The organism is Methanobrevibacter sp. (assembly GCF_015062935.1).
Taxonomy (GTDB): Archaea; Methanobacteriota; Methanobacteria; order Methanobacteriales; family Methanobacteriaceae; genus Methanocatella.
The window spans coordinates 122,170-145,213 of record NZ_SUTM01000001.1 but is presented as its reverse complement, the minus strand read 5'-3'; the positions used below and the strand labels follow the sequence as shown (position 1 = coordinate 145,213).

General features: G+C 32.2%; 30 protein-coding genes. 5 read left to right on the top strand and 25 right to left on the bottom strand.

Annotated features, from left to right (window positions below; all coding sequences use genetic code 11):
* Positions 1 to 14: 14 nt before the first annotated feature.
* A complete protein-coding gene (locus tag E7Z81_RS00690; RefSeq protein ID WP_292742894.1) occupies positions 15 to 554 on the bottom strand; it encodes a glycosyl transferase in 540 nt (179 codons plus the stop codon).
* Between the two features lie 103 nt (positions 555 to 657).
* Between E7Z81_RS00690 and E7Z81_RS00685 the strand changes: the two genes are divergently transcribed.
* Positions 658 to 1,809 carry an NOP5/NOP56 family protein gene (locus E7Z81_RS00685; protein WP_292742892.1) on the top strand — a complete coding sequence of 384 codons (1,152 nt, stop codon included), beginning with the start codon at positions 658 to 660 and terminating at the stop codon, positions 1,807 to 1,809.
* A gap of 3 nt (positions 1,810 to 1,812) precedes the next feature.
* Positions 1,813 to 2,454 carry a fibrillarin-like rRNA/tRNA 2'-O-methyltransferase gene (locus tag E7Z81_RS00680; RefSeq protein WP_292742890.1) on the top strand — a complete coding sequence of 214 codons (642 nt, stop codon included), beginning with the start codon at positions 1,813 to 1,815 and terminating at the stop codon, positions 2,452 to 2,454.
* Between the two features lie 653 nt (positions 2,455 to 3,107).
* Here the strand turns inward: E7Z81_RS00680 and E7Z81_RS00675 are convergent.
* From E7Z81_RS00675 to E7Z81_RS00630, 10 genes are all read right to left on the bottom strand, one after another.
* Complete coding sequence (locus E7Z81_RS00675; RefSeq protein ID WP_292742888.1) at positions 3,108 to 3,722, bottom strand: phosphopantothenoylcysteine decarboxylase; 615 nt, start codon at positions 3,720 to 3,722, stop codon at positions 3,108 to 3,110.
* A 31-nt stretch (positions 3,723 to 3,753) separates the two neighbouring features.
* On the bottom strand, positions 3,754 to 4,263 hold the full coding sequence (locus E7Z81_RS00670; protein WP_292742886.1) for a flavoprotein: 510 nt from the start codon (positions 4,261 to 4,263) through the stop codon (positions 3,754 to 3,756).
* Between the two features lie 25 nt (positions 4,264 to 4,288).
* On the bottom strand, positions 4,289 to 4,834 hold the full coding sequence (locus tag E7Z81_RS00665) for a PsbP-related protein (protein WP_292742884.1): 546 nt from the start codon (positions 4,832 to 4,834) through the stop codon (positions 4,289 to 4,291).
* A 24-nt stretch (positions 4,835 to 4,858) separates the two neighbouring features.
* Complete coding sequence (locus tag E7Z81_RS00660; RefSeq protein ID WP_292742882.1) at positions 4,859 to 5,563, bottom strand: endoglucanase; 705 nt, start codon at positions 5,561 to 5,563, stop codon at positions 4,859 to 4,861.
* A gap of 60 nt (positions 5,564 to 5,623) precedes the next feature.
* Positions 5,624 to 6,445 (bottom strand): prephenate dehydratase, encoded by an 822-nt coding sequence (pheA, locus tag E7Z81_RS00655; protein WP_292742958.1) that lies wholly within the window; start codon positions 6,443 to 6,445, stop codon positions 5,624 to 5,626.
* Between the two features lie 35 nt (positions 6,446 to 6,480).
* Positions 6,481 to 7,281: a CBS domain-containing protein gene (locus E7Z81_RS00650; protein ID WP_292742880.1), complete on the bottom strand. Its 801-nt coding sequence runs from the start codon at positions 7,279 to 7,281 to the stop codon at positions 6,481 to 6,483.
* 23 nt (positions 7,282 to 7,304) lie between these two features.
* Positions 7,305 to 8,240 carry a CBS domain-containing protein gene (locus tag E7Z81_RS00645; RefSeq protein WP_292742878.1) on the bottom strand — a complete coding sequence of 312 codons (936 nt, stop codon included), beginning with the start codon at positions 8,238 to 8,240 and terminating at the stop codon, positions 7,305 to 7,307.
* Positions 8,241 to 8,302: 62 nt separating this feature from the next.
* Entirely contained in the window at positions 8,303 to 9,001 is a 699-nt protein-coding gene (locus E7Z81_RS00640; RefSeq protein WP_292742876.1) for a 7-carboxy-7-deazaguanine synthase QueE, read from the bottom strand.
* Positions 8,998 to 9,516 (bottom strand): 6-pyruvoyl tetrahydropterin synthase family protein, encoded by a 519-nt coding sequence (locus E7Z81_RS00635; RefSeq protein WP_292742874.1) that lies wholly within the window; start codon positions 9,514 to 9,516, stop codon positions 8,998 to 9,000. Before E7Z81_RS00635 ends, E7Z81_RS00640 begins: the two co-directional genes overlap by 4 nt.
* A complete protein-coding gene (locus E7Z81_RS00630) occupies positions 9,513 to 10,106 on the bottom strand; it encodes a DUF366 family protein (RefSeq protein ID WP_292742872.1) in 594 nt (197 codons plus the stop codon). The genes E7Z81_RS00635 and E7Z81_RS00630 overlap by 4 nt, the downstream gene beginning before the upstream one ends.
* Before the next feature lie 298 nt (positions 10,107 to 10,404).
* Here E7Z81_RS00630 and E7Z81_RS00625 point away from each other — a divergent pair, with 298 nt between their 5' ends.
* The 3 genes from E7Z81_RS00625 (at position 10,405) to E7Z81_RS00615 (ending at position 14,130) form a co-directional block, all read left to right on the top strand.
* The gene (locus E7Z81_RS00625; RefSeq protein ID WP_292742870.1) at positions 10,405 to 11,478 is read left to right on the top strand and encodes a DNA polymerase subunit beta; all 1,074 of its coding nucleotides are present in this window, start codon (positions 10,405 to 10,407) and stop codon (positions 11,476 to 11,478) included.
* Positions 11,479 to 11,718: 240 nt separating this feature from the next.
* The gene (locus E7Z81_RS00620) at positions 11,719 to 13,197 is read left to right on the top strand and encodes a sodium-dependent transporter (protein ID WP_292742868.1); all 1,479 of its coding nucleotides are present in this window, start codon (positions 11,719 to 11,721) and stop codon (positions 13,195 to 13,197) included.
* A gap of 135 nt (positions 13,198 to 13,332) precedes the next feature.
* Positions 13,333 to 14,130, top strand: a complete 798-nt coding sequence (locus tag E7Z81_RS00615; RefSeq protein WP_292742866.1) for a Dna2/Cas4 domain-containing protein — start codon at positions 13,333 to 13,335, stop codon at positions 14,128 to 14,130.
* 96 nt (positions 14,131 to 14,226) lie between these two features.
* On the opposite strand, the gene E7Z81_RS00610 is transcribed toward E7Z81_RS00615, so the two are convergent.
* The 14 genes from E7Z81_RS00610 to E7Z81_RS00545 are packed head-to-tail and all read right to left on the bottom strand — an operon-like array spanning position 14,227 to position 23,043.
* Positions 14,227 to 14,886 carry a DUF5612 domain-containing protein gene (locus tag E7Z81_RS00610; protein ID WP_292742864.1) on the bottom strand — a complete coding sequence of 220 codons (660 nt, stop codon included), beginning with the start codon at positions 14,884 to 14,886 and terminating at the stop codon, positions 14,227 to 14,229.
* The gene (locus E7Z81_RS00605; protein WP_292742862.1) at positions 14,879 to 15,142 is read right to left on the bottom strand and encodes an energy-converting hydrogenase B subunit P; all 264 of its coding nucleotides are present in this window, start codon (positions 15,140 to 15,142) and stop codon (positions 14,879 to 14,881) included. Before E7Z81_RS00605 ends, E7Z81_RS00610 begins: the two co-directional genes overlap by 8 nt.
* Positions 15,143 to 15,152: 10 nt before the next feature.
* A complete protein-coding gene (locus E7Z81_RS00600) occupies positions 15,153 to 16,151 on the bottom strand; it encodes an NADH-quinone oxidoreductase subunit H (RefSeq protein WP_292742860.1) in 999 nt (332 codons plus the stop codon).
* Between the two features lie 3 nt (positions 16,152 to 16,154).
* A complete protein-coding gene (locus tag E7Z81_RS00595; protein ID WP_292742858.1) occupies positions 16,155 to 17,282 on the bottom strand; it encodes a nickel-dependent hydrogenase large subunit in 1,128 nt (375 codons plus the stop codon).
* Between the two features lie 12 nt (positions 17,283 to 17,294).
* Positions 17,295 to 17,741: an NADH-quinone oxidoreductase subunit B family protein gene (locus E7Z81_RS00590; RefSeq protein WP_292742856.1), complete on the bottom strand. Its 447-nt coding sequence runs from the start codon at positions 17,739 to 17,741 to the stop codon at positions 17,295 to 17,297.
* Positions 17,742 to 18,233, bottom strand: a complete 492-nt coding sequence (locus E7Z81_RS00585) for a 4Fe-4S binding protein (RefSeq protein ID WP_292742854.1) — start codon at positions 18,231 to 18,233, stop codon at positions 17,742 to 17,744.
* The gene (locus E7Z81_RS00580; RefSeq protein ID WP_292742852.1) at positions 18,234 to 19,640 is read right to left on the bottom strand and encodes a 4Fe-4S binding protein; all 1,407 of its coding nucleotides are present in this window, start codon (positions 19,638 to 19,640) and stop codon (positions 18,234 to 18,236) included. It abuts the gene before it with no gap.
* A 12-nt stretch (positions 19,641 to 19,652) separates the two neighbouring features.
* Positions 19,653 to 19,901 (bottom strand): energy-converting hydrogenase B subunit J, encoded by a 249-nt coding sequence (locus E7Z81_RS00575; RefSeq protein WP_292742850.1) that lies wholly within the window; start codon positions 19,899 to 19,901, stop codon positions 19,653 to 19,655.
* The gene (locus tag E7Z81_RS00570; protein ID WP_292742848.1) at positions 19,901 to 20,377 is read right to left on the bottom strand and encodes an MnhB domain-containing protein; all 477 of its coding nucleotides are present in this window, start codon (positions 20,375 to 20,377) and stop codon (positions 19,901 to 19,903) included. Before E7Z81_RS00570 ends, E7Z81_RS00575 begins: the two co-directional genes overlap by 1 nt.
* Positions 20,374 to 20,652, bottom strand: a complete 279-nt coding sequence (mbhE, locus tag E7Z81_RS00565) for a hydrogen gas-evolving membrane-bound hydrogenase subunit E (RefSeq protein ID WP_292742846.1) — start codon at positions 20,650 to 20,652, stop codon at positions 20,374 to 20,376. Before mbhE ends, E7Z81_RS00570 begins: the two co-directional genes overlap by 4 nt.
* Positions 20,645 to 20,980: a hydrogenase gene (locus E7Z81_RS00560; RefSeq protein ID WP_292742844.1), complete on the bottom strand. Its 336-nt coding sequence runs from the start codon at positions 20,978 to 20,980 to the stop codon at positions 20,645 to 20,647. The genes mbhE and E7Z81_RS00560 overlap by 8 nt, the downstream gene beginning before the upstream one ends.
* Positions 20,977 to 22,431, bottom strand: a complete 1,455-nt coding sequence (ehbF, locus tag E7Z81_RS00555) for an energy conserving hydrogenase EhbF (RefSeq protein WP_292742842.1) — start codon at positions 22,429 to 22,431, stop codon at positions 20,977 to 20,979. The genes E7Z81_RS00560 and ehbF overlap by 4 nt, the downstream gene beginning before the upstream one ends.
* Positions 22,424 to 22,810 carry a cation:proton antiporter subunit C gene (locus E7Z81_RS00550; RefSeq protein ID WP_292742840.1) on the bottom strand — a complete coding sequence of 129 codons (387 nt, stop codon included), beginning with the start codon at positions 22,808 to 22,810 and terminating at the stop codon, positions 22,424 to 22,426. Before E7Z81_RS00550 ends, ehbF begins: the two co-directional genes overlap by 8 nt.
* Complete coding sequence (locus E7Z81_RS00545; RefSeq protein ID WP_292742838.1) at positions 22,810 to 23,043, bottom strand: DUF4040 domain-containing protein; 234 nt, start codon at positions 23,041 to 23,043, stop codon at positions 22,810 to 22,812. Before E7Z81_RS00545 ends, E7Z81_RS00550 begins: the two co-directional genes overlap by 1 nt.
* Position 23,044: the final 1 nt, after the last annotated feature.

The following is a 23,044-nucleotide window of genomic DNA, read 5'->3' as shown; positions in this document are numbered from 1 at the left end:
TTGTAATTAATTATTTAATTAGTTTTTGTTAATTCATCAATAATATCTTGATATTTTTCATTTTGTAATTTCAAGCTAATAACATTAGTTTTATTAGATTTAATAATTTCTTCATTGGATTTAATTAAATTAGAAATCTGTTCATCTTGTTTTTCTATTATCATGTCCTTTTGCTCGAGCAATTTTTCATATGTTTTTGAGATTTTTCTAAGTTGCACTTCCAAATTTTCAGTATTTGACCTTACTTGCTCCTTGTAATCATCAATCAATGACCTCAAGTACTTTACCTGATCCTGCTTGTCTTCAATAATCAAATCCTTTTCCTTTAATTTTTCAGACAAATCATCCAGTTCATTCATTCTAGCCTTGTCATAATCAATTTTTGTATCCAGCTTATCCTCCAAATTTTTATTTTCATATTTCAGTTTGGTGGAATATAATTTTAACTTGTTAATCTGCTCAGTCTTGTCTTGAAGTTCCATTGAAAGTTCATCAATCTCTGCATTTTTAAGTTCAATTTCATTTTTTAAATCTCTAAAACTTTGTTTTGACATAATAACAATTCCAAAAATAGAAAATTCTATAATTTAATTTAAATTTTAAATAAATTAAATCTTTTCATAATATTTATTAAAAATAAAAAAAATATTTTATTTCATGCAAGCTTATATAACTTACTCAATTAAAGGATTTTTAGCTTTTAATAGTAAAAATGAGCTAATTTGTGAAAAACTATTCCCAGAAGAGGAAATAATAAATAGATTAGCCCAGATTTCAGAAAAACAAATTGTAGCTGAAGAACTTGATATAATTGAAGAAGTTTCAAATGATTATGATGAAATAATAATCGAGTCTAATAAAAGATTATCTGATTATTCAAATGATAAAATCACTATACAGAATCCAAACCAGGGTGGAGAATATCTGCGAAATAATTATGATAAATTTGGTTTAGATAATAAAGAAATTACCGACATTTATCAAAGACTAGCTATTTATAAAATTAAAAAAGAATCTGCAAGCGAAGACAAACATTTAATTCAAGCTATTAATTCAATTGATGAAATAGATGAAACAATTTCAAAATTGATTGAAAGAATCAGGGAATGGTACGCATTATATTTCCCGGAAATGGAAATAATTAAAAATAATGAGACTTATATCAGATTGATTTCACAGAACAAATCAAAAGAAAAGATCATGGAAGCCAAACCTGAAGCATTTCCGGACAATTCCCTAGATTTAGATGAAGACATTAATCCGCAAGACCTGGATATAATGAACAAATATGCCAATTCCATTTTTGAACTCCAACAGACAAGAAAGGACATTGAAGAATACATTGACGAAAAAATGGAATCCATTGCGCCTAATTTAAAACTAATAGTAGGATCATCACTTGGAGCTAAATTGATTTCACATGCAGGTGGCCTTAAACGTCTGGCAACATATCCTTCAAGTACTGTTCAGATAATGGGTGCTGAAAAAGCTCTTTTTAGACATTTAAAAAGTGGAGACAAGCCTCCGAAATACGGATTGATTTACCAGCATCCCCAAGTTAGGGGCGCTAAATGGTGGAATCGTGGAAAAATCGCCAGAATGCTGGCTGGCAAAATATCACTAGCTGTTAGAAGAGATGTTTTTACAAAAACATTTGATGAAAAAGCATTTGAAGATTTTATTGAAAAAGTAGAGGAAATTGAGAAAAACAATCCATTCCCAACCAAAACTACTAAAAAAAGAAAAGAAGAGAAAGGCAAATCAAAAAATAAAAAGAGAAAATCTAAAAAAAGAAATAAAAGGAGATAAAGCATGAATGTTTATTTTAAAGATGGAAATATCGCCACAAAAAATTTAACTCCTGGAATTTCAGTTTATGGAGAAGAACTAATAATGGAAGATGCAGAATATAGAATATGGAATCCAAGACGTTCAAAATTAGCAGCCGCTTTTTTAAACGGTTTAAAAAATTTAGAGATTCTGGACACTTCAAAAGTTCTCTACCTAGGTGCATCAACCGGAACTACAGTTTCACATATTTCTGACATTGCAATCAATGGAAGAATATATGCCGTGGAATTTTCACCCACTACAGCAAAAAAATTAGTTCGCCTTTCACACCAAAGGCTTAATATTGCTCCGATTTTAGGTGATGCAACCAAACCCAAAGAATACTTGAACATTGTCGAAAAAGCTGATTTAGTGTACTGTGATGTCGCCCAACCAACACAAAGTGAATTGTTTATGAAAAATATGAATTTATTTGCGAAAGATGATGGTGTTGGCCTTTTGATGATAAAAGCTAGAAGTATTGATGTAGTACAAAAGCCTAAAAAGATTTTTAAGGAACAAGAGAAGAAATTGAAAGAGAAAGGTTTTAAGATTATAGAAAAAGTAAAACTGGAACCATACGAAAAAGACCATATTGCATTGTTAGTAGAAAAAAATTTTTAAAAAAAAATAAGAATTTTTGAGTGAAATTTAAGCAAAAAAATAGATATAAGAAATATAAAAAATTACTACAAAAAACACTAAAAAGTATTACTCCAATAGCTTTTTATACTATGAAATAAAATATAAAATATGCTAATGCAAATAAAATAAAAGTTCATTGAAACGTCCTTTAGGTGGATTCACTCTATTAATCACTCCATTTAACTAAAGCCTAAAGGCATGAACTTATTTTATTGAAATAACTGTTTTTTGATGAAAAATTTTAAAAGATTGATTTACTTATTTTATTCGAAAAAGTATTACTAAAAAATGCTTAATTTTTAATAATAATATACCTATCTGACTAAAAAAATAATTGATTAAAAAATATAAATTTAAAACAATATTGAACCTGACATGAAAACATATTGGAAAAATCAAATTTATAAATAGAAATACACTAAAATTAAAAACCATATAATCTAATTTAGGTATGCTTAAATTTTTTTTAGATTAGGAGAATCTTCACGTGAATCAAGCACCATTTTAATTAAATTTAGATAAAAATAAAATATAAGAAATTAATCCAACTATGAAAATAAATTAAGATTACATTAATATCTTGATAATATGAAATAAAAATATAAAATAATTAGTGACTGATATATATTAAACTATATTTTTTTAGAAATTACATCCAAAATAGTTTTAGCAATCTCTTTTTTTGATGCCAAAGGAACAGCCAACACATCCTCATCAACAATCAAAACCTCATTATTGTCAGATCCAAAATGACAGTTATCCTTTGATATATCATTAGCAATTACCAAGTCTGTGCCCGCATCATTAATCTGTTTTCTTGCACAGGCAATAATATCATCACGAGATATGTTGAATTCAGCTTTAAACCCAACTAGGAAAATATCTGGATTGATTGTTTTAATTTGACGTATAATCTTTGTTGTAGGTTCAAGATACAAATATAAAGAACTGCTGGAATCAATCTTTTTATCAGATTTTTGTCTGAATTCAAAATCGGACACGGCAGCGGTGGAAATGAATATATCATAATCTGAAATTAAATCTAGAATAACATCATTCATCTCACTACTTGTTTCCACATGAACAACATCAAAAACAGAAGGAATTTCAACACTGACATTAGCTACAACTAATTTTAAATCAGCACCTCTAATGTAAGCTTCTTTTGCAAGCTCCAAACCCATTTTTCCAGAGGATTTATTGGTAATTCCCCTTACAGAATCAATAGGTTCATAAGTTCCGCCCAAACTTATTAAAACTTTTTTTCCTTTAATAATATCAATCCTTATGTAAATTAATAGTTCTTAAAGATTCTAAAACAATATCTTCTTTAGATGGGAATTTGGCTTTACCTTCATCCATTCTAGGTTTAATGAAAGTTGCAGATCCCTCTTTTTTAATCATTTCAATATTTCCCTTAATTGCCTTGTACATTGAATCATGCATTGAAGGAACAAAAATTATAGGAGTATCATGACCATAAGCAGTAATCAATAAAGTAGAAATAGGATTGTCAGCTATCTTATATGCAAATTTGGATATAGTATTTGCGGTAGCCGGAGCAACTAAAATCAAATCTTCCTGAGAGTATTTGACATGCTCAATTTTACCGGTTAATTCAGTTACCACTTCATTGCCTGTTGCAAATTCCATTGCATTAGGATGAATGATTTCACATGCAGATTCGCTCATGAAACATTTCACTTCCAAATCATTTCTTCGAAGCTCACGAGCTAATTTAATTGATTCTGTTGCAGCAATACTGCCAGTAACACATAAAATAATCATAAAAACACCTTAAAAAAAAATAAAATTAAGTAATTTTAATATTTGATAAAATATAATCAAACACATACAAATTATCTTCAAATTTGTCTAATGGAGCACTATACATAATAACATAAGCCTGTCCTCCTTTTTCAAACCAGACTGCCTTATGTTCCTTTTGAGCACCATTTTGAGTAGAAGAATAAATATATTCTACAGCTTCCTTACCTGAAATTGCAACATTTCCGGAGGAAACTAACTGGAATGAACTATCCTTTTGCATAGACTCATAGGTTTCATTCAAAAATGTATTAAAATCTCCATCAAGAGGTTTCTTTTCAATATTGACATTAACCTGACCAATACCGAATGCATCAATAGAATCAAGTTTAGATATAGCCATAACAGAATAATTGGATATAGCACGAGAACTACCCCAATCTGAAGGATATTGCATGGTTATACCTCCTTTAGATAAAGTCAATATATTCACATTAGTATCATTATTCGCACTGGCCACAGCAGAAACTGAAATTAAGAATAAACAAAGTATTAAAATAATTATACTTCCTTTAAAAATATTTTCTTTCATAATATCACCTATAATGGAATAATTTTATCCATTGCCATCATCCTGACTTCCAGATTGACTACTTGATCCCGAATCTGACGAACTTTGAGATTGAGAGGATTGACTGCCTTGCTGTTGTGACTGCTGACTATCATATGAGCTGTCATAAGTATCACTGGAGTCATCCGTAGTAGTTTCTATATCATCATTCGTATTATCATAAGTACTATAACTGTTATTATATGTGGTTTGGACAGTTGTTGTGTTATTCAGCTTAACATCTGCTTTAAATTCAGGGAATGCAGTATCATCAACAACAGCAACTGTTTCTGAATCAGTTATAGCTCCAAAATCCAAATTAAAAATTCCATAAGCAGTACCTGCAGTGAAACCTATTACCAATATTAACAACAATAGCAATTTAAAAGTTCCACTGTCCATTGAAGACTTATCCTTTTTATTATATTTTGAATCGGATTTTTTAGGATTGATAATATATTTCTGAACTAAATCTTGTTCTTCTTTTTTCTTGTTTTTGGTAGGTTTTTTCCTTCTTTTCTTCTGAGTATTAGAGGATTTACCTTGCATTGATCTAATTCTTCTAGTAGCAGCCTTAGCATCAATGGAGTTTAGTTTATCTTCATATTTAGATCTGAAATAACTGTATTTTTCAGCAGAAATTTTACCAGATTTATAATCAGATTCCAAACTACTCATAACTTTTAGAAGTTTTTCTCTATCTTCTGACATGCCTACCCTCCCCTGAATTATACATACTTAATTTTATATAAACATTAATTTAAAGTTTACTTAAAATTCAGGATAAGAACCTAAAATCTTTAAATAATATGTATTGTCTTCAATTTCCTTCAATATATCTTGAACCACTTCATCTTCATGATGGCCAATAAAATCAACAAAGAACAAATATTTGCCCAAACCTCGTTTAGATGGTCGGGATTCAATTTTTGTTAAGTTAATGTTATTCTTTTCAAAAATTCCAAGAATTTTATACAATCCACCAGGTTTATCCTCATAAATAGAAAATATAATTGAAGTTTTATCTCTGCCTGTTTTTTTATGGTCCTCTTTTGAAATAACAACAAAACGTGTAGCGTTATTGTCCACATCCTGAATATTGGATTTCAAAATTTCAAGGCCATATAATTCTACAATTTTGGAATTTCCTATTGCCGCTTTAGTTTTATGTCCAATTATATCTTTTGCTGCCCTTGCAGTACTTATGGCATAATGAGGCTGAATATTGTTTTTACTGACAAACTCCTGACACTGTGCCAGTGCCTGAGCATGAGAATATACATCTTCAATATCCTCCAACTTACAACCCGGATTAACTATTAAATTTTGATTTATTGGAATAATAATTTCTTTAAATATCTTTAAATCAAATTTATGGGCTAATGAATCTAATGTAATACCGACTGGTCCTTCAATAGAATTTTCTATAGGAACAACACCCATTGAACATTCATCATTAAATACACTTTCCAAAACAGCAGGAATTGTACAATATGGGATTAAATCGTCACTGACCATACTGGCAGCTTCGTGAGTGAATGTTCCTTTAGGACCTAAAAATGATGTTAGAGTAATTTTTAAACCCCCTAAAATAAAAAAAAGTAGTATAGTTAAAAACTATACTTAATCTAAGATTCTAATTTTTCAATTAGTTTTAAAATATCTGTTTGTGTAATGATACCTACTACTTCACCATCTTCAACAACAGGCAAACCATTGTATCCGGTTTCCATAATCAATTCAGATACTTCAGTAATAGACATATCTTTTGATACAAAAGTTGGTTTAGTAGACATGATGTCTTCAACTAAAAGCTCTTTAATTTGAGATTTTTGGTATTTTTCCGGAACTTTTTTCCTAAAGTCAATGAATGCTCTCATCAAATCTTTAGAAGTAATCATTCCAACAAGTTCATCATCATCTACAACAGGCACCCTTCCAACATGAGCTTCAAGCATTTGTCTTCTTGCATGAACTATCCTTTCTGTTGGGGACACTGTGACTAACTTTTTAGACATTATTTCTTTTACAGTTATCTTATCAAATGCAATTCCGGTAGCAAGGGTAACAAAATCTGCTTTTGAAACAATACCTACCATTTTTTCATCATCCATGACAGGAACAGATCCTATTCCATTATCCAACATTAATTTTGCAACATCTTCTAATTGCATTGTTTTTGGAACTGTAAATACATCTTTAACCATTACAGATGAAATATGAAGTCTTGATGCAGGCATACTTTCATATTTTGAAGAACCGAGCTTGTTAGCTATGTCCCTTTCAGAAATAATACCGACTAATTCTTTATTATTAGTTACTGGTAAACGTGAAACATTATGTTTACGTAACAATTTTAAAGCATCAGAAAGATTTTGATCTTTGTCTACAGTAATTAAATCCTCAGACATCAAATTCTTAATTTGCATATTATCATCTCCTTTAAGTTTTTTTAATATCTTTTAACTGCGTTTAAAATATCTCTTTCAGTAATGATTCCCATTACTTTGTCATCTTTAACAACTGGTACTCCACCAATATTCTTTTCAGCAAAGAGTTCACATAACTCACCAATTGTCATTGTTGGTTCAACAGTTACTGGTTCTTTAACCATGATATCAGAAATAACAGTTTTTAAAACGTCAGTTGCTAAATTGGAATTTAAATTATCGAATAATTCTTTTGCATTTAAGTATCTGATAACATCAGTGGAAGTTAAGATACCTAATAATTTTTTAGCTGCTTTAGAAATGTCAGCTTCACCACCAACAATAGGAATTCTTCTTAGACTATTCCTAACCATGATTTTACATGCACCTTCCAATGGTGTACCTGGAGTAGTAGTGAAAACTTTTGTACTCATATAATCTTGTACAGTGTCTTTACCTGCCATACCTGCTAAAGATAAAGCAATATCCCTTTCTGTTACAATACCTGCGAGTTTTTCATCAGCATCAATAAGAGGAATAGCTCCTAATTGATTTGATAACATAGCATCGATAGTTTCAGCAATTGAAGCTTTAGTAGATAATGTAATCAAATCACGAGTCATGATTTCTTTAACAGGTTCGTTGATTGCAGCTAAGAAGTTATCTTCGTATTTTTTCTCAATAATGTTGAATTTTTTTCCTCCACCAAAGAAATCTAATATATCCATTACTGTTACAATACCTAATAACTTACCAGAACCCGGATCAGTGATTGGTAACCTTCTGAATTCGTGTTCCATCATTACTTTAGCAGTGTCTTTAATACTTTTTGAAGGAGGAATTGAAACTACATCTCTAGTTGCAATAGCCATGATGTCTCCTTCTTTATCATGAACTTTTGTCTCACGTTCAACTGCACCTGTATTTGATTTTCTGTTAACGGATGTTTTATCTTTCATTTTCACACCTCAATTTACAATTGCACTTCAAAAATCATATAAAATCAATATTAAAAACAAAATTACTCAATATCCAAAATTTTATGGATTTGAGGAATGGTGGAAACATCAAAATATTGCCCAACAATTTCAGAAAAACTAAATAATCTAAAATTAATATCTCTCCAGTCTTCTAATGGACTAGATGGTTGGATAATTATTTTAAGGTTGCTTTTGTTTGAAATATTTTGCGATAATTTTTCAACTACCTCTTTAAATGACTTTATTTTTGTTGAAGGCAATATAACTACTTTACAATATACATTTATGGACTTCGCTATTAATAAATTTAGTGATTTAATCTCATTAATAAAAATACTTTCATCAAATTCTTCATTAAAATGTTCCGGTAGTTTAATATCCAAAGAAACAATATCCAAATCGTCGATTAAATCAATATTATCCGGCAAAGTCCCATTAGTTTCAAGCATTATACTTAAATTAAAATTCTTACTAACCTCATTAATAAATTCTGGATAAAGGCTAGGCTCACCTCCAGTAAATGATATGGTCTTACAGTCAGGAGTTATAATTTTTCTTATTTCCTCTGAAACTTCATTCGGAGTCATTAACTTTCCTGATGATTCTGATTTACTGTCATTGGTGTCGCAATAGTTACAATTTAAGTTACAGCCAGCAAATCTAACAAATATCTGCCTTTCACCAATTAATAATCCTTCACCTTGAAAAGAGGAGAAGATTTCAATTACAGGGGCTTTCATTCTAAATCTTTCCTGTACATAGCCCCTTGACCAATTCCTTCATTAACACAAACTGAAACATACTCCAAATTATCATAACTTTCAGAGAGTTTTTTTGCTAAAGTTTCAGCAAAGAATTTTGACAACTCTTCTGCTGAAGTATAAGGAAGAGGTAAAAATATACAATCCTCGGAAGGAATGGAATATCCCTTTCCATCAATTTTAAAATGAACTGAACCTTCCTTTTTCAAATCAAAAATAGAATCTGACTTTTTGTCAAAATCTTTGAAATCGATTAACTTATTATAAACTGGAATTAACAATCTGTGGTCGAGTTCATCACAAATTGCCTTTGTATATTTTTTCACATCTTTAAAATCCACTACAAATTCAAATTCACCAGCTCTTTCACCTTCAATTTCGATATCTACGAAATATGAATGCCCATGAATAAATCCGCAGGATTCATGACCTGGAATTATATGAGCTGATGAGAATCTTAAATTTGATTGAATACCATTAATTAAAATTTTCATCCTAACACCTTGGTTTTACTTATATCGTTTTCTATTGTTTCAAGCTCATCAACAAATCTGGTTACAGTTTTGTTTATTAATTCTAAAAGATTATCCTGATTGAATACCTGTTTTTCATTTACTTCAATATCATACAATCCTATGGTTTCAACATCATTTGGAGTTCCTTTATCTTCCAAATTAAGTGCAAAATGAATTTTTGCAGAACTTAGGGAAATACTTGCAATGGAAATGGAAAGTTTTCTATCCTCAACAAATATGTCATCACCTTCCCTTTTTGTTGCAATACCATATTCAGTTAGAATTTCTCTAAATATCATTACAAGAAGCCTTTGCCTTAAATAAGCAATTCTCATATTTGGAGGCTGCTGGTCAAAAAACTCACAAATGAAATTTACCATATAATTTGACTTGATTTCAAGGCCGACATCAGCAAAGTCTTTTAGATTATCCGGAGTTATGTTTACAGGCCCTATCCATGTTACAACAGATGATCCATAAATTCCAAACTCCTGAAAAGCCCATGACGGATTGATTTGACTACCGTCATATTCAAAAATTTCATCAACATGTCTATGAGTAATATTCATGATAAAAACCTAAAATTATTAAATTACTATTAATATTTAGTTAAAGATATTAAAAAAAGTATCGTATTTGAATTAATATAAAAAACCGTGAAAATTTAATCCCAAATATTCAATTGTTGATTTTGCCTTTTTGGACATCATAGCTGAATTGCACACATTTTGAATTTCATCATATAATTCAGTGAATGTTTCCTTATCCCCTATTGTTATTTCCAATTATTTGTTTTACCAACTATGGCGCTCATCATTGAAAATTTTAATAACTAAAAAATCAAAATTAAAATAAGGGGCAAATATTATGAAGCAAGTAAGAACTAGAGATTTTATTTACACAAGTGACGATTTATATTTCGCATCAACAAATTACATTCATCCAGAAAACAGAGTAATTTCATTTTTAAGATATGTTCCTGACCCTGATGGTGACCGTGAAAAGGACGGTAAACGCTATCGAAAAGTAGGTTCAGAAGAGGCATATAGTTATTTAAGGGAAAACCATCCAGATTATTTATATTTCAGCGATGTGACCAATGTTGAAATGATGGGTGTTCCTTTGGACAAAGTTGAAAAAGTAATTAAACCAGAAGAAAGACTTTTAGGTCTTAAAAAGACTTTTGAAAGTGGCGGCGAAGTCAAAAATCCAGAATTGATTGCCAAATTAATGGACGTTGCTGACTTTTTCCATTTCATGGCGGACATCCCTTATGACCATTTAGGAATTTCAGGATCAATATTGCCTGGCCTTCAAAAAAGTGATGTATCTGATTTGGACTTTGTTGTATATGGTCTTGACAACCACAGAAGAGCAATTGCCGCTTTTAAAGAACATCGCGGAAAAGAAGTCTACATCCCAGAAGTTGACAAACACATTACCGTTGAAGGAATTACCAATGACTACTGGGATTTTGTATATGACAAAAGAATGTTTGATGAAAGCCTGACCAAAGAAGAATTCAGATGGTATGAAAACAGAAAAGCAAACAGAGGAACAATCAACGGAACTTTATTTGATATCTTAGCCACTAAGGATTATGATGAAATTGAAGGAACCTGGGGAGATACAGTTTACGAACCTCAGGGAATAGCTCAAATCGAATGTGACATCGTAAGTGCCCTTGGAGCCTTCGACAATCCTTCCCTATACACCATTGAAAACGTTGAAATCATTGACGGCGTGAATGTTCCTTTAGACGAGGTTGTTTCATTTACACACACCTATGCCGGAGAGGTTGTTGACGGAGAGCACGTGGTTGCAAAAGGCAAAGTTGAAAAGGTCATTGTAAATGGCGAGTTTTCACATTACCGCATTGTCGTCGGAACTACCCGTGAAGCAATTGATGAATACTTAAAGCTTAAGGAAAGTCCAGCTTAAAACTAAATGAGAGTTAACACTCTCATGTCTTATTTTTTAAACAAACCTTTAAAAACCATATCAGATATTATTAACTTTTCACTATTTTTATAAAACGAATATTATTCATTTAAAAAAATAAGAAATATCTATTTTATTCAAGGATTTTTAGGAAAAAATAACACGAGTTAATCAAAATTAAACAAATAATATATAAACTTCAAACGCCTAAAATAATAATATTCAATTAAATGTGATAATATGACAGAGACAAAAAAATCAGAATGGAACAGTAATCTTGCATTCATGATGGCAATGATTGGTTCTGCTGTTGGTCTTGGAAACATCTGGCGTTTCCCTAACGTTTTATACTCCAACGGTGGAGGATCATTCATGATTCCATATATTGTTTCTTTATTCCTGCTTGGAATTTCATTTGTTTTAGTGGAATATGCAGTGGGATTCAAGTTCAAGAAATCATTGGCAAGAATATTGTTTTCAGTAAGTAAAAAACTGGAACCAGTAGCATGGTTCATATTATTAATCGTATTTCTAATTACAACCTATTACGTCTGCGTAGTGGGATGGGACTTCATTTATATTATATTGAGTTTAACAAAAGCATGGGGAGCAAATCCGGATTTATACTTTGCAAATAACGTTTTACATGCAACAGATTCAATGTCCGGAATATTTACTATCGTACCGAATGTTCTCGTATCAGTATTTGTCATTTGGTTCATGGCATGGTTCATTATCAAAAGAGACTTGAATGACGGTATCGGTAATGTCAGTAAAATTTTACTCCCGTTACTTTGTATAATAGTTGTAATTATTGTTGCATTCTCATTAACTTTACCAGGTGCTTCAATTGGATATACGCAGATTTTCACTCCAGATTGGTCCGCATTAACTAATTTGAATGTATGGTTAGCGGCATTTGGACAAATCGTATTTTCCTTAAGTTTAGGTATGGCAATTGCAATGACTTATGCAAGTTACTTGCCTGAAGGTTCAAAACTAGTTGACAATGCAGTCATCGTTGCATTTTCAAATTCCGGTTTTGAAGTGTTTAACTCAATTGGAATATTCTCAATTTTAGGATTCATGACATTATCCACAGGAATTCCATTCAATGAACTTGTAACCGAAGGAACAGGTCTCGCATTCGTTGTTTTCCCACAAGTATTCAATACAATGGGAGGCGTTGCATATATTATCGGACCATTATTCTTCTTGTGTATTCTCTTTGCAGGAATCACATCAGTCATTGCACTTCTTGAGGGAGTATGTTATTCAATTTCAGAAAAATTCCTTATTGAACGTAAAAAGACTGCAACAGTTGTTTGTATCGTGGGATTTTTAATTTCATGTATCTTTGCAACCGGTGCTGGAAGTACAATCCTCGGAGTATTTGACGCATACTTAAACAATTTCGCATTGTTATTCGCAATACTTCTCGAATGTATAATCTTTGGTTGGGTTTACAAATTTGACGACTTGATTGATACATTGAACAGTAACTCATCAATCAAAGTGGGAAAAACCTGGAAAGCTGTTATCAAATACATTCTACCTATTTGTATCTTCGGTCTTTGGGCTCAAGGAGTTTACTCAACAGCAATTACTGCTGATAGCATAAGTATTATCATCATGGCAATACTTACTGTAGTATTAATAGTAGTTCCATTTATTTTTGCAAAATTGCCTGCAATCAATAAAGACTACTATAACGTATAAAATTGACTTCAAATAGCTAAATTATTAGCTATTTACTTTTTTTATTTTAATTAAACTAATTTAATTCATTTATAACTTCTTATTTTTTATATTAGAAAGTTCTATGTAATATTACACAATTTAAGAGGTTATATTATGATGACAATATCTTCCATAAAAACACACATGTACTGTCCAATGAAACTTTATATCAAAAATCATGTAGATACCTGTGAAAATAAGGATTATCAGCTTGCAATAGAAATAAAAAAGCTTAAAATTGATGTTCATGATTTAATTCAGAAAAATATGAGGAAAATAAAAAAAGACATGTGTCTTGTTGAAATCGAACGCCTTTTATCAGAAAATATCGATTCATACATTAGAAACACTGCAGATTCAATTAAATCAATGGATTTAAAACTTGAAACAGCCCAAATTAATGAAATAATTGACGATACTTATTTCAACATCAAGATTACAGCGCTGAAAATAAAACAAAGCATGATGATTTTTGACAAACATGCATTTGAAATAATTGACATGTTTTTTCCAAACTCAATGTATTCCTACCTTCTAAAAGACCCTCAATTAGAATTAATCGGAATGTGCGATAAAATCGAGATTATTGATGGAAAATATTATCCTGTAATCATAAAAAACTCAAATCCTCCCGTAAAAGGTGTTTGGGACCAGGATGCTGTAGAACTTGTTTCCTGTGCAATACTTCTTGAGGAAGAATTTGAAACAGATGTATATGTTGGTTTTGTAGACTATGAAAAAATTGGAGAAAGACGACCCGTAGTAATGGACGTCAATCTTAGAAAAGGATTATTTGACATTATGCGGGAAGTTAAAGAAATCACAGACAACAAAAAACTCCCAAATGTTAAAAAAAATCCTAGAAAATGTGAAAAATGCGAATATCATGAAGTTTGCATGAATGATGCTTAAAAAAAAAAGATTAATCAAGTAAATAAGGATGATTAATCCTTATTCACTTTTAAAGGAGTTAAAAATTAACTCCCCTATATGTCCATAAACATGAATTTAAAATTTAATATTATCTCCAAGCCTTTCAATATTGAAAACAGCAGTATCTGCAACGGCCATAACAGCCAGGACCCCCGCCTGAATAGGATCAGTAATTATTAAATCAGCATGTTCAGTAACACTTCCAGGCATATTTAGAGATATAACTATTAAATTACTTTGTTTTTTAACCTTTTTAACTGCTTTGGTAATATCTCCACCCATAAGTGAACCTGCCAAAACTAAAGCGCTTACACGAGGCAATCTGGAAATGGCTTCAACAGCTTCAGATATATTTTTTTCACCTACCAATGGAATAGTATCGACACTTATACGTTCTCCACGTATATTATGCCTGTCTGCCTCGGTTATTGCGCCCATAGCAACTTGAGATACCTGTGCTCCGCCACCAACAATAATTATACGTTTACCATAAATGTCCAATTGAGAGCCATGTAATTCAACAGACCTTACTTCATGAATATTTTCCAAATCAGACAGTAAAGATTCAATATCTCCTACATGCTCCAATTCCAAATTTATAGAACCTACATTATTTTTTTCGACAAAAAGATGAACATAACTAATATTAGCACCATGACTAGTGATAACATCAGTAATATCATCCAAAACCCCTTTCTTTTCAAAAGTTTTAATGGTTAATGTACAATCACTCATTTTTTGGCCTTACTTTATCAAGTTCTGCATGTGCTCTTTTCCACATGCTTAAAAAATTATCATCTTTTGATACAGGAATTACGTCAAGTCCCAATTGCCTATGTTCTTCAATCCATTCTTCATGGAACACAGGAATTTCTATTTTTATTGGTTCAGAGGTTTTATTTACAATTATAAGATTCCTGTAAGGAAAATCCCATTCTACAATGTATCCTGCAAGACTTACTATATGATATGGTCTCATAACGAATTTCAAATAAATCACCTCATAATAATCCAAGTACAATAGATAAAATTCCCAGCAATGTTGTACCAAGTATTGTTGGTAATAACTGCCTGTTTGTAAATACCGGACTGAATGCTGAAAATATTCCCATCATAACTACAAATATTAAAGCTACTGCTATATTAACTAAAATTCCCCATGAAAATACATTTGGAGGTATTCCAATAAACAATACTGAAAATACTACACCAAGTACAAACATGAAAAATCCTCTGGTTAAATACACAACAGATCTATATTTAGCCGCATATTCCATGTAAGGTCCTTCAATAACATCTGATTTTGCTTTAATTATTGAAAATGGATATTCATTTAAAATAATCATATAACCAATGAAAAAGACGATTGCTGCAATTCCACCAGCTACAGTGAATAGGAATGGGCCGTGTGCATGCTGAAATGCTACAATATCTGGTAAGAATATGCTTCTAGCAGCAGTTACCGGAGCAAATAATGCCAAATATAATGGGAAAGAACCATAAGTAATCATCCTAAGAGATCTTTTTGAACTGATGTCCTCTATAAATGATCTGTTTGCATTATTGTGAACTGCTCCTTTAATTTGATCCGGAAATGGCATATTAACAGACATTACAGATTTTGATAATGCACCCATAAGCACATAACATATTTCTTCTACTTTTAAAAATCCAACAATAGCCACTAAACTTGCAAGAGAAGGTATTCTGTAAGCTTGAGGAGTTAAAGCAATTAAGATACACAATACAACAATGAAACATATGATTGGCAAGGATTTGTATAATCCTGGAACAGGGGATGAAACATCAACATTTTTTTTAAACATGAATTTGATTGGTGCCATTATCCCCGGAGCAATTACCGCAGGTCCGATTCTCTGTTGAATTCTTGCATGAATATATTTACGTTCAATTCCGGGAAGCAATGTTGAAATTACAAAACATACAAGTACAGTTGCAAGTACTGCAATAACTGAATCAATAATTGTATTTTCAAACATTTTCTACCTCCTAATAATTTCTATTGCTCTGTCAGTACATGTAAAACAAGGGTCACATTGTACAATACACAATTGAGCATCAGTAATTTGATCTCCAATACAGGCATACTGCATCGCACCAATATTTGCCATTGATGGAGTTCTAATAATACTGTGCCTTACTCTTCCGCTTTCCAATGCATAAGAATGATATAAAGTTCCCCTTGGAACTTCAATATAACTTTCAATAATATCAGTGTCAAACATTTCCCAATCCCTGTTGACTACTTTACCTTCAGGAATATTGGCAATTGCTTGGCGAATAAGTTTAATTGATTCAAATGATTCCAATGCTCTCATAATTAAGTTTGATTTTACATCACCGTCAGGTTGGGTTATTACATTAAAATCAAAATCATCATATTCGAACATTGTTGTTCTTAAATCTCTTGCAACACCAGTTGCTCTTAATGTTGGTCCGGTTACAGCCAGTTCAATAGCCTGTTTTTGAGGAAGTACACCGATACCGGTAATCCTTGAAAGCAGGATTGAATCTGCCAAAAATCTGTCAACAAATCCTGTAAGACCTTCTTCAAGTGCATCCATATCATTTTTGAGTCTTAATAACTTAGCTTCATCCAAATCACATCTTGGTCTTACTCCACCCAATACAGAACATCCGTATTGAACTCTGTTACCTCCAATCATTGCAAGCAATTCCATTACGATTTCTCTTAAATAGAATACTCTCATTGAGAAAGTTTCATGGGACAATACTTCACAACCATGCGCCAGATACAAGAAGTGTGAATGTAAACGTTCAAGTTCACCCATTATGACACGAATATATTTAGCTCTTTCAGGAATTTCAATACCTAAACCCATTTCAGCGGTTCTGCATGAATTCCATACATGTGCATTTGAACAAATTCCACAAATTTTTTCTGTAAGAGCATTCGCTTTTTCAACAGGAAGACCTTCCATAATCCTTTCAATTCCCCTATGGTTAACACCAATAGTGATTTCTGCTTCCTGAACTATTTCATCTTCAACGAAAAATCTTACCCTGTATGGTTCCAATGCAGCAGGGTGAACTGTACCCATTGGAATTTCAGTTTCAATAATATTACTTCTCGGTACTTTTTCATCCATTTAATCCCCTCTTTAATCCGCATCCAATAATGTTGGTAACAAGGAAACTACCCCTGCTAAAACATCTTGTGGCCTTACTGCACAACCAGGAACTTTCGCAGCTACTGGTATGATATTTTCGACTGGTCCTTCAATTTCTTCTGATGGAATATCACCATAACAATTTTTGTATACTCCACCCATTAAAGCACAACTTCCTGCAGCTACAACTAATTTAGGATTAGGAATAGCTTCATAAATCTCTTCTAACGGTTTTCTATTTAAATGAGTTACAGGTCCTGTGACAACCAACACGTCAGCTTCACGAGGATTCCATGTTAAAAACACATTATATTGTTCAGCATCAAATCTTGGTGATAATATTGAGTTAACTATTTCAATATCGCATCCATTACATCCGCCAGTATAAACTAACATGACATGTATTGCCCTTGCCCTTGAAAATGATTTAAGACCCATCTAATCACCATCCTCTCTATTTTTCAATACTGTTTGATCAGATAAATATTGTGCAATAAATTTGAGTTTATCATCAGATATTTTAAATGGTTTTTCAATAGCCTCGCTAATGTCAACTTCCTGATCCCCGACACAGCTTGGATGAATTGTTCCTTTTTCACCATACAGTGAAAATACAGGGCAGAAATCATGACAATAGTAACATACAACACATTTTTCAAGATTAATTTCAGGTACTTCAGTTTTAACCCAGCCATCTGTTATTTTTACAGGACTTGCTAATTTTTTCATCTCAACTGCACCTGTTGGACAGACATTGGCGCATCCCGCACATCCAATGCAGGCTTTTTCATCAACCCTGTCATCGACTTCGACAGAAAGTGTTGATATTTGCCTTCTCATTTCCATGTCTGTAACTCTATCAGCTGCAAAAAAGATTCTTTTAAAGTTAGTAAATGCTCCTTCTAAAGCTATTCTTAGTATACTGCTCATTTAAATACCCTCTATTGAATCTTTAAAATTTCTTTCGAATAAAAATGCTTTTGCAGGGCATGCATTCTTACAGGCTCCACAGTATGTACATTTTTCTTCATTAACTACATAATTACCATCAATTTCATCGATTGCATCATAAGAACAAATTCCGTGACATACTCCACAATGCATACATAATTTTTGTTCAATGAAGTTGAATCCACCAACAATTTCATTTTTATACATTGTAGATTTTGGAATTGCATCAACCGGACAGTGAACAGCACAATTTTCACATAAAATACATTTATCCAATTTTACAGATATTGTGCCCCTGTGCAATGTAATTGCATCTTCCTGACATACTTCTACACATATTCCACAGGATATGCAATCATCTGAAACATTTCCATCCCATGTATGAGTCATATATTGACGTGCATGCGCATCATCACAAACCTGTACACATTTACCGCAGCTTACACAGAATCCGGACAATGCAGGCAATTCCACATCCTCATACTCATCATAAATAAACATTTCGTCATCTTCAGTTAATGTATGAACTGGACATGAAGCAATAGCTACCTCATGAGAAATGTTTTCAGTATCTGATGTTGGATCATATCTTAATTTACCATCAACATTTTTAAGTGATTCATTTTCGCATAAATCAGCACATAATCCACAATTGAGACAGGAAATGATTTTTCCAGTTGCTTTCTGATTAATTTTATTAACAATAATAGTAAAGTCATCAACGGAAATCGCATTATGAGGACATGCCTTCATACAATTCAGACAAAGTGTACAGGTAGATTTGTTTACCATTTGATGCTTGTTCATTGATTCGTTAGGACAGACATCACTACATAATCTACATTCACGGCAAATTCCTTCATCCCTATCAATCCTGACATGAATGGCTCCAGTTGGACAATATTCTTCACATCTTCCGCATAAAATACATTTATCAGTGTCTGTTCCGAAGTAACTTCTTGATACTTCAGTTACCAGATATTCTGATTTATGAGGAACGTCCTTCAATGGAGGATTTAATATGTTCATTGATTTTATTAAAGTAATCTGCTTGTCTCTTTCCATTTCAAAGCCGTCTACACGACATTCAGGATATGCTTCTGCACAAACTCCACAACGTGAGCAGATTCCATAAACAATACCGTCTTCAATTGAAATATTGTTTGTTGGACAGTTGTACATACACATTCCACAGCCGTTACATTTAGCTCTGTCTACAACATATCCGCCATAGCTATTCTGGAATATAGCTCCATTAGGACAGTTTTTATAACATATTCCGCAAGTTAAACAGCTGAATGGTTTTCCGTTAATTAATCTTATAGATTTTGTAGGACATGATTTAATACAATCTCCATTTTCACATGTATTAGTCGATAAAAACATTATAAAAACCCCTTATTTACTCCTTGCAAATAGTAGTTTGCCTACAAAAATTCCAATCATTGCAGATAGAAATGCAGTGGAAATAGGTAAGTCATTGTAAAATGGATAATTACCTGATTGCCATGCTACAATAATTCCTGCAATTAAAATTACTACAAATGAACCGAGAGTGAAATTTGCATCTGACATTGCGGTTTTAATTTGAGATCCTATAATTAAACCTAATATCAAACCCATTATTATTGGACCAATAGATAACATTATTCACCCTCCTCAACTAATTTCTTAAATCCTGCAAATGCAATTACAATTGAGGATAATCCTACAAATACCTTTAAACCTACAAATACATTAAGATAAGGAATGATACCTGCATTTGTAACATCCGGATAATGGAACACGTTTTGAATTGCAGCAGGAACTATATTGAATAAATCAGTACCTACATTGTATAGGAAAAATCCTCCTACAAACAAACCGATTAACCCGAAAATTACGAATCCTAATGCACCTACAGATTCCAATACTTCAATATAAGCGTGAGATAATTCTAATGGAGAATTACCTAAACCATAAACAAGAATAGATAATATAATTCCACTAGCTATCATTGCACCACCTTGGAAACCTCCACCAGGAGTGATGTGACCTCCAAGAATAGTCATTATACCTAAACAGATTAGAATAATGGAAATCGGCAAAGATATAAGTTTTAAAATCATACTGCCCTGACTCATTGTTTATCCCCCAATAATCCTCTACCGAATATAAGTAAAACAACTAATCCAGCAGTTAATAATATAATTGACTCACCCAGTGTATCATATGCTCTAAAATCAAAAATTACTACAGTAACTAAATTTGGAGCAATCTGGGTTCCTAAAGCGTTATAAACATTACTGATACCAGGTTGGATCATGCTACTTAAATGGAATACTGCATCCAGTAAAGTAACAGAGAATACTGCTGTCAATACAGCTGCAAATAAATTACGAATAGTAGTATTAGACAAGACTACCACCCCAGTATAAGAATATGCCTAAGATTGCAAGTGTCATCACCGCATAGAATACCATTTTCTCCAAGGAATCCTCTTGTTCAATTTTAAACTTAGGTATAAGTGGAATATTTGCAATTAATACAACTGCCAATATTAATGTCACTAAACCTGCAAGCAATAAATTAACATGCCTTAATAATATCGCTGATAACACTAATGAAACAATTAAAAATATTTCCGCAGTAATACTTCCTGAAACATCTGCATTTGTTACAGGACCTGGTGAAAACAATTTTCTAAATTGTTTTACAACATCGAATATTTGATCATATAGTTTCATAATAGCCCTCCTACAAAGCTAGAAATTCCATTTGTTACTACATCCGGGTAAACACCTAATAATACAACAATGATTAATAATATTGCCATGGCAAATATCATTGTTCTTGGAACTTCTTTTCCTTCAAGTTCTAAGTCTCTTGGTTTTGGTTTTAAAAACATTGTGTAATATGTTTTTACAAATACTACAAATGTAGCTATACTCACCATAATTGCCAAAATAGAGATTTCCGGGAATCCACAACTTAAAGAAGCTTGAACAAGCATTAATTTGGATTGGAAACCGCTTAATGGAGGAACACCTGCCATCGCCAAACCGGCAATTAAAAGCATTATACTTACTTTTGGATGTTCTGCAAGAAGCCCTCCGAGTTTACGAGTATCCACTTCATTTGTTGCGTTTACAATTGCACCAAATCCTATGAATAGAAGTGCAGTAATAATGATTTCATTTAATGCTTGGAAAAGTCCGGCGGTAATTGCATACTGGGTTCCAAGCCCAATACCTAAACCAATAAATCCTAATTCACCAACAGCTAAAAATCCAATCATTCTTCTGAAGTCTGTTTGAGTTAATGCAAGAGAGACACCCAATATCATAGCTAAGATAGAGAAGAACACTATGAGAACTTCAAATATTGGTAATGATGAATATATTCTAAACATTATCAGTACTATGGAAACCATTGAAACTACTGTAAATGACTGAAGCAATGCTGCACCATGAGGTTCTGCTTTTGAATAAATTCCAGATTTTATTGTATGGAATGGTGGTAAACCTGATGCGTATAACCAACCAAAGAATATTAAAGCGAGTGATAATAAAAATACTGGAGAAGTAGCGCTGACTAATCCGCTGTGAACCGCAACTGCAATATCTGTTACATTTACACTACCAGTCATCGCAAGTAAAAATCCAATTCCCAAAAGCATCATCGGAGATCCTATTGACCCTAAAATCATATATTTTAAAGCCATCTCATAACTGTAATCTATTGAAGATGCCGCTACAATACCTACTTGCGCAAGAGCCAATATTTCAAAGAATACGAACATGTGGAATATATCGTCTGTTAAAAGCATTGCAGTAACAGCAGCAGTACCTAAGAACAGCAAGAATAAATAAGGTCCTGAAACTTCTTTGTATTTAGTTAAATAAATGAATACAACTAAGAATGTTAAAAGACCAAGCATTCCTATAAATATCTGTTGTAAGAATGTGAATGAATAGGTAATTGCCGGATGATACATTACATTTGTTACATTATCCAGTATCGGTGCATAACCTCCGAAGTAATGAAGACCATAATTTGAAGCCAATGGTATTATAGGAAGACAAATCGCAACAACAAATGCAAATATTTTAGTTGCAGTGTTAAATCTTGAAAATGCACTAATAATTAATGCTGCCATAAGAGGAACAATAACCATAAGTGGAATTAATTCATTCATCGTATTCCTCCTGTTTTGATGTGTCAGCCAACATGACTTTAGTACTTAATGTACCGTATCTTCTGTATAAAACCATTACCAATGCAAGCATTACTGCCAAAGTACTTGCACCAATTACTATACTTGTGAGTACTAACCCGAAAGGCAAAGGATATGCTGCATTTGATGCGAACCAGGATGTATCCATTCCAGGCATTAAAATTGGTACGACACCACCTGGCTTATAACCAATAGCAACAATGAATAGATTAGCTCCCTCTTCAATAAAACTAATACCAATTATCTTTTTAATGATATTATCAATGAATATTGCTGAATAAAGTCCGATTATGACCAATGCAGCAGAAGTCAATAATATCGCAAGTTGTGTTTGTGCCATTAGCTATCCTCCCTTTGAGTTTTTTTAACAGCTAAAGCAATAAATACAGGGACAATTGCTGCACCAACAATCGCTTGAGTTAATGCAACATCAGGAGCAAGCAAAATTTGGAATAAAACAGCTAAAGCTCCACCTGAAAATCCTGTTAGGATTGCTGCCTTCAATAAGTCTTTTTGAATAAGGGCAAGAATTGCACTCAATATAATTATAACCATTAATACAAATTCTATCATT

Bases quoted from the DNA above. Each gene is read 5' to 3' on its own strand.
- E7Z81_RS00690 (WP_292742894.1), bottom strand. From the start codon at position 554: ATGTCAAAACAAAGTTTTAGAGATTTAAAAAATGAAATTGAACTTAAA.
- E7Z81_RS00685 (WP_292742892.1), top strand. From the start codon at position 658: ATGCAAGCTTATATAACTTACTCAATTAAAGGATTTTTAGCTTTTAAT.
- E7Z81_RS00680 (WP_292742890.1), top strand. From the start codon at position 1,813: ATGAATGTTTATTTTAAAGATGGAAATATCGCCACAAAAAATTTAACT.
- E7Z81_RS00670 (WP_292742886.1), bottom strand. From the start codon at position 4,263: ATGATTATTTTATGTGTTACTGGCAGTATTGCTGCAACAGAATCAATT.
- E7Z81_RS00665 (WP_292742884.1), bottom strand. From the start codon at position 4,834: ATGAAAGAAAATATTTTTAAAGGAAGTATAATTATTTTAATACTTTGT.
- E7Z81_RS00660 (WP_292742882.1), bottom strand. From the start codon at position 5,563: ATGTCAGAAGATAGAGAAAAACTTCTAAAAGTTATGAGTAGTTTGGAA.
- E7Z81_RS00650 (WP_292742880.1), bottom strand. From the start codon at position 7,281: ATGCAAATTAAGAATTTGATGTCTGAGGATTTAATTACTGTAGACAAA.
- E7Z81_RS00645 (WP_292742878.1), bottom strand. From the start codon at position 8,240: ATGAAAGATAAAACATCCGTTAACAGAAAATCAAATACAGGTGCAGTT.
- E7Z81_RS00640 (WP_292742876.1), bottom strand. From the start codon at position 9,001: ATGAAAGCCCCTGTAATTGAAATCTTCTCCTCTTTTCAAGGTGAAGGA.
- E7Z81_RS00635 (WP_292742874.1), bottom strand. From the start codon at position 9,516: ATGAAAATTTTAATTAATGGTATTCAATCAAATTTAAGATTCTCATCA.
- E7Z81_RS00630 (WP_292742872.1), bottom strand. From the start codon at position 10,106: ATGAATATTACTCATAGACATGTTGATGAAATTTTTGAATATGACGGT.
- E7Z81_RS00625 (WP_292742870.1), top strand. From the start codon at position 10,405: ATGAAGCAAGTAAGAACTAGAGATTTTATTTACACAAGTGACGATTTA.
- E7Z81_RS00620 (WP_292742868.1), top strand. From the start codon at position 11,719: ATGACAGAGACAAAAAAATCAGAATGGAACAGTAATCTTGCATTCATG.
- E7Z81_RS00615 (WP_292742866.1), top strand. From the start codon at position 13,333: ATGATGACAATATCTTCCATAAAAACACACATGTACTGTCCAATGAAA.
- E7Z81_RS00610 (WP_292742864.1), bottom strand. From the start codon at position 14,886: ATGAGTGATTGTACATTAACCATTAAAACTTTTGAAAAGAAAGGGGTT.
- E7Z81_RS00600 (WP_292742860.1), bottom strand. From the start codon at position 16,151: ATGTTTGAAAATACAATTATTGATTCAGTTATTGCAGTACTTGCAACT.
- E7Z81_RS00595 (WP_292742858.1), bottom strand. From the start codon at position 17,282: ATGGATGAAAAAGTACCGAGAAGTAATATTATTGAAACTGAAATTCCA.
- E7Z81_RS00590 (WP_292742856.1), bottom strand. From the start codon at position 17,741: ATGGGTCTTAAATCATTTTCAAGGGCAAGGGCAATACATGTCATGTTA.
- E7Z81_RS00585 (WP_292742854.1), bottom strand. From the start codon at position 18,233: ATGAGCAGTATACTAAGAATAGCTTTAGAAGGAGCATTTACTAACTTT.
- E7Z81_RS00580 (WP_292742852.1), bottom strand. From the start codon at position 19,640: ATGTTTTTATCGACTAATACATGTGAAAATGGAGATTGTATTAAATCA.
- E7Z81_RS00575 (WP_292742850.1), bottom strand. From the start codon at position 19,901: ATGTTATCTATTGGTCCAATAATAATGGGTTTGATATTAGGTTTAATT.
- E7Z81_RS00570 (WP_292742848.1), bottom strand. From the start codon at position 20,377: ATGAGTCAGGGCAGTATGATTTTAAAACTTATATCTTTGCCGATTTCC.
- E7Z81_RS00560 (WP_292742844.1), bottom strand. From the start codon at position 20,980: ATGAAACTATATGATCAAATATTCGATGTTGTAAAACAATTTAGAAAA.
- ehbF (WP_292742842.1), bottom strand. From the start codon at position 22,431: ATGAATGAATTAATTCCACTTATGGTTATTGTTCCTCTTATGGCAGCA.
- E7Z81_RS00550 (WP_292742840.1), bottom strand. From the start codon at position 22,810: ATGGCACAAACACAACTTGCGATATTATTGACTTCTGCTGCATTGGTC.
- E7Z81_RS00545 (WP_292742838.1), bottom strand. From the start codon at position 23,043: ATGATAGAATTTGTATTAATGGTTATAATTATATTGAGTGCAATTCTT.